Source organism: Deinococcus planocerae (genome assembly GCF_002869765.1).
Classification (GTDB): Bacteria; Deinococcota; Deinococci; order Deinococcales; family Deinococcaceae; genus Deinococcus; species Deinococcus planocerae.
Genome location: NZ_PNOR01000079.1, coordinates 1 through 4074 on the forward strand (window position 1 = coordinate 1; position 4074 = coordinate 4074).

At 65.9% G+C, this 4074-nt stretch carries 8 protein-coding genes; all 8 read left to right on the forward strand.

The window, feature by feature from the left end; translation table 11 throughout:
- The coding region (locus A7B18_RS20945) for an EF-Tu C-terminal domain-related protein (protein ID WP_483863808.1) at positions 1-146 on the forward strand (146 nt) is incomplete at its 5' end.
- Positions 147-356: 210 nt separating this feature from the next.
- Complete coding sequence (gene rpmG, locus A7B18_RS20950; RefSeq protein WP_012692576.1) at positions 357-524, forward strand: 50S ribosomal protein L33; 168 nt, start codon at positions 357-359, stop codon at positions 522-524.
- A gap of 82 nt (positions 525-606) precedes the next feature.
- Complete coding sequence (secE, locus tag A7B18_RS20955; RefSeq protein WP_102128598.1) at positions 607-786, forward strand: preprotein translocase subunit SecE; 180 nt, start codon at positions 607-609, stop codon at positions 784-786.
- Positions 783-1352 carry a transcription termination/antitermination protein NusG gene (nusG, locus tag A7B18_RS20960; RefSeq protein ID WP_102128599.1) on the forward strand — a complete coding sequence of 190 codons (570 nt, stop codon included), beginning with the start codon at positions 783-785 and terminating at the stop codon, positions 1350-1352. The genes secE and nusG overlap by 4 nt, the downstream gene beginning before the upstream one ends.
- Positions 1353-1503: 151 nt before the next feature.
- Entirely contained in the window at positions 1504-1941 is a 438-nt protein-coding gene (gene rplK / locus A7B18_RS20965) for a 50S ribosomal protein L11 (RefSeq protein WP_102128600.1), read from the forward strand.
- On the forward strand, positions 1934-2629 hold the full coding sequence (gene rplA / locus A7B18_RS20970; RefSeq protein ID WP_102128601.1) for a 50S ribosomal protein L1: 696 nt from the start codon (positions 1934-1936) through the stop codon (positions 2627-2629). The genes rplK and rplA overlap by 8 nt, the downstream gene beginning before the upstream one ends.
- A 186-nt stretch (positions 2630-2815) precedes the next feature.
- Positions 2816-3319: a 50S ribosomal protein L10 gene (gene rplJ, locus A7B18_RS20975; RefSeq protein ID WP_102128602.1), complete on the forward strand. Its 504-nt coding sequence runs from the start codon at positions 2816-2818 to the stop codon at positions 3317-3319.
- Between the two features lie 51 nt (positions 3320-3370).
- Positions 3371-3739 carry a 50S ribosomal protein L7/L12 gene (gene rplL / locus A7B18_RS20980; protein ID WP_102128603.1) on the forward strand — a complete coding sequence of 123 codons (369 nt, stop codon included), beginning with the start codon at positions 3371-3373 and terminating at the stop codon, positions 3737-3739.
- The last annotated feature ends 335 nt before the right edge of the window (positions 3740-4074 follow it).

The following is a 4074-nucleotide window of genomic DNA, read 5'->3' on the forward strand; positions in this document are numbered from 1 at the left end:
GGGTGGAGATGGTGATGCCCGGGGATAACGTGACGTTCACGGTCGAGCTGATCAAGCCGATTGCCATGGAAGAGGGCCTGCGCTTTGCCATCCGCGAGGGGGGCCGCACCGTCGGCGCCGGCGTCGTCACCAAGGTCTTGGAGTAAGCTCCGGCACCTGCCAGAGCGACTGGGGGAGGCTTGGTCGGCCTCCCCTTCCCGTTTGGACGACCCCAGGGTGGACACCCCCCTCCCGACTGCCTATAATCCCAATGTTGCCCGCCCCAAGGCGGGCTTTTACCAGCGACCCCGGCCTGGGCCGGCGGGCTGGGAGCACGGCCCCGGCGAAGGTTGGGGGCGCGCGAAAGGAGCACCAGCATGGCGAAAGACGGACCGCGCATTATCGTGAAGATGGAAAGCACCGCTGGCACGGGCTTTTACTACACGACCACCAAGAACCGCCGCAACACGCAGGCCAAGATGGAGCTGCGCAAGTATGATCCCGTGGCGAAAAAGCACGTCGTGTTCAAGGAGAAGAAGGTCTGAGACCTGGGCCGGGCCCCGAGCGTGGCCCGGCCCGGTCTCGCCTCTCTCCGCCCGAACGTGACGGCGGAAGCCAGGTGAGCGGATGAACTTGATTCAGTACTTGCGGGACTCGCGCGCGGAACTGGCGCGCGTGACGTGGCCCACGCGGCAGGGGGTCATCGAGGGCACGCAGGCGGTGTTGATCTTCGTGGTCGCCCTGACCTTGATCGTGTTCGCGATGGACTACCTCTTCGGCACGCTCGTGCGGGCGGTCTTGCCGTGAGCATCGAGTGGTACGCGGTGCACACCTACGTCGGTCAGGAAGACCGCGTGGAGCAGCACCTGCTGGAGCGCGCCCGGAAGCTCGGGATGCTCCACTCCAAGATTTTCCAGGTGCTCCAGCCCAAGGAAAAGGCGATGGAGTTGCAGGAGGGCGGCAAAAAGGTCGAGGTCGAGCGCAAGCTCTTTCCCGGCTACGTCTTCGTGCAGATGGACGTGGAGGACGACGACTCCCCCGGCGAACTCGGCGAGTCGTGGGAGGTCGTGCGCGGCACGAACGGCGTGACCGGCTTCGTCGGCACGGCGACGCGCCCGGTGCCCCTCTCCCCCGATGAGGTGCGGCGCCTGCTCGCCTCGGTGGGCGTGGCGGCGCAGCCTCAGGAAGAGGCGCCCCGCGTCAAGGTCAACCTCAAGCCGGGCGATATGGTCCGGGTGACGGGCGGACCTTTCGCCGACTTCACCGGCGTGATCAGCGAGGTCAACGCCCCGCAGGCGAAGGTCAAGGTGCTCGTCAGCATCTTTGGCCGCGAGACGCCCGTGGAGCTCGACTTCGCCCAGGTCAGTAAGTAGGGACGGGAACGGGGATGAGCTTGGCAGCCGCTCCCCACCGGCCCTAGAATGGAAAAGTTGCCGCCGCGAAGGCCCAGTCTTCAGCGGCGGAACTTAGCGCCAACACCCCGCTCCTCGACTTGAGGACTGGGGGAGCTAAGGAGGAAACAGAATGGCAAAGAAAGTCACCGGAATCGTGAAGCTTCAGCTTCCGGCGGGCAAGGCGACGCCCGCCCCGCCCGTGGGCCCCGCGCTCGGCCAGTACGGCGCGAACATCATGGGCTTCACGAAGGAGTTCAACGCGGCGACCGCCGACAAGGGCGACGCGATCATTCCCGTCGAGATCACCATCTACGCGGACCGCTCCTTTACCTTCATCACCAAGACGCCTCCCATGAGCTACCTGATCCGCAAGGCGGCGGGGCTGCAAAAGGGCAGCGCCACCCCCAACAAGGCGAAGGTCGGCAAGCTGAACTGGGATCAGGTGATGGAGATCGCCCGCACCAAGATGCCCGACCTGAACGCCGGGAGCGTCGAGGCCGCCGCGAACACCGTCGCCGGCACCGCCCGCAGCATGGGCGTGACCATCGAGGGGGCTCCCCATGCCTAAGCACGGCAAGCGTTACCGGGCGATCCAGAGCAAGGTGGACCGCACCCGCCAGTACTCCATCGAAGAGGCCGCCACGCTCGTGAGGGACCTCGCCACCGCGAAGTTCGACGAGACGGTGGAGGTGCACTTCCGGCTGGGGATCGACCCCCGCAAGAGTGACCAGAACGTGCGCGGCACGGTCTCGCTGCCCCACGGCACGGGCCGCAGCGTGCGCGTCGCGGTGATCACGCGCGGTGACAACGTGGCCGCCGCCGAGGCTGCCGGGGCCGACGTGGTAGGCGCCGAGGACCTGATCGAGCGGATCGCGAACGGCTTCCTGGAATTCGACGCCGTGGTCGCGACGCCCGACGTGATGGCCCTCGTCGGCCAGCGCCTCGCGCGTCTGCTCGGGCCGCGCGGCCTGCTGCCCAACCCCAAGAGCGGGACGGTCGGCACCGACGTGGCGGGCATGGTGCGCGGGCTCAAGGCGGGACGCATCGAGTTCCGCAACGACAAGACCGGCGTCGTGCACGCGCCCATCGGGAAGGCGAGCTTCGAGTCGGGCAACCTCAGCGCGAACTACACGGCGCTCCTGAACGCGCTGGAGGCCGCCAAGCCCGGCGCCGCCAAGGGCGTGTACCTCCGCAGCGCACACCTGACGACCACGATGGGGCCGAGCATTCCCCTGACGCTGGGCTCGCAGGCCTGATCCTGACGGGGAGGGAGACATTTGACGCTCTCTCCCCTATACTCTTTCGGCACCCCGGTGCGCTTCTTGCACCTTTTTCCATCGGCACCGTAGACAGCGGGGACCCGCCAGGTTTAAAGATCCCGCCGAGTTGTCAGGGCGTGACGAGCGCACCTGAACTTGTTCACCACACAGGAGGTTTGCAGCGTGGCGAACGAAAAGAACACGCAGACCCTGGGCAGCCTGCGTGAGAGCCTGACGGGCATCGAGACGTTTTACGTCGTCGACTACCAGGGTCTCACCGCGGGGCAGCTCACGAAACTGCGCCAGGACATCCGGACGAAGGGCGGCCAGCTCATCGTCGCCAAGAACACCCTGATCAACCTCGCCCTCCAGGACGGCGGGCGCGATTTCGCGGACGCCCTCAAGGGCCCCAGCGCACTCGTGCTGGCGCAGGACGATCCGGCGGGCATCGCCAAGACGCTCAGCGAAGCGGCCAAGGGCAACGACCGGGGCATCCCCGCCATGAAGGGCGGGTTCGTCGAGGGGCAGCGCGTGGACGTGCGCGTCATCGAGCGCCTCGCCAACCTCGGCAGCAAGCAGAGCCTTCAGGGCGAATTCGTGGGCGTGCTCAGCGCGCACCTCAGCAACTTCGTCGGCATTCTCGAAGCCTACCGCGAGAAGCTCGGCGGCGCGACCGAGGCCGCCTAAACGCCCCACACTTTCCCAGCTTCACAACTTCAGTTCAGGAGGAAACACCACATGGCTTACGACAAGCAGGCTCTGATCGACCAGCTCAGCACCCTTACCATCATGGAACTCGCCGACCTCATCGACGGCCTCAAGGAGACCTGGGGCGTAACCGCCGCCGTGGCGATGGGTGGTGGCGGCGGCGCCGCCGAGGCCGCCCCGGTCGAGGAGAAGACCGAGTTCGACGTTGTGCTGGTGGACGCGGGCGCGAGCAAGATCAACGTCATCAAGGAGATCCGCGCCATCACCGGCCTGGGCCTCAAGGAAGCCAAGGACCTCAGCGAGAAGGGCGGCGCGATCAAGGAAGGCGTCAGCAAGGAAGACGCCGACAAGTTCCGCGCCCAGCTCGAAGGCGCGGGCGCCAAGGTCGAGGTCCGCTAACCCCATCCCCACCGGGAGTGCAGCCCCCCAGCCGCGAGGTTGGGGGTTTTACATTCATTCAGCGTGATTTAGCACACCATTTCGCCGGAGAAGGGCGGTCATAGTGAAGTGGTTATTTTCCCAGGAAGTTCCTAGAGGGGCGCGTTTGGGTGAAGCAGCCGGGCGCGCTTTTTTTGGCTGGGACTGACGAGGAGTGAGTATGGCAGTACTCAGGAGTTGCACCTGCATAACGACGGGGAAGCGCTCCCAGCCGAGAAAATCTGGGAGTGTCTACGTCACAGATTCTGGGGGAGCGCGTCCGCATTCTGGCAGATGAGTTCCTGGCCGTTCCAACC

What these genes read in the sequence shown, in the direction of transcription:
- rpmG (WP_012692576.1), top strand. Translation starts at nt 357, where the DNA reads ATGGCGAAAGACGGACCGCGCATTATCGTGAAGATGGAAAGCACCGCT.
- rplA (WP_102128601.1), top strand. Translation starts at nt 1,934, where the DNA reads ATGCCTAAGCACGGCAAGCGTTACCGGGCGATCCAGAGCAAGGTGGAC.
- rplK (WP_102128600.1), top strand. Translation starts at nt 1,504, where the DNA reads ATGGCAAAGAAAGTCACCGGAATCGTGAAGCTTCAGCTTCCGGCGGGC.
- rplL (WP_102128603.1), top strand. Translation starts at nt 3,371, where the DNA reads ATGGCTTACGACAAGCAGGCTCTGATCGACCAGCTCAGCACCCTTACC.
- secE (WP_102128598.1), top strand. Translation starts at nt 607, where the DNA reads ATGAACTTGATTCAGTACTTGCGGGACTCGCGCGCGGAACTGGCGCGC.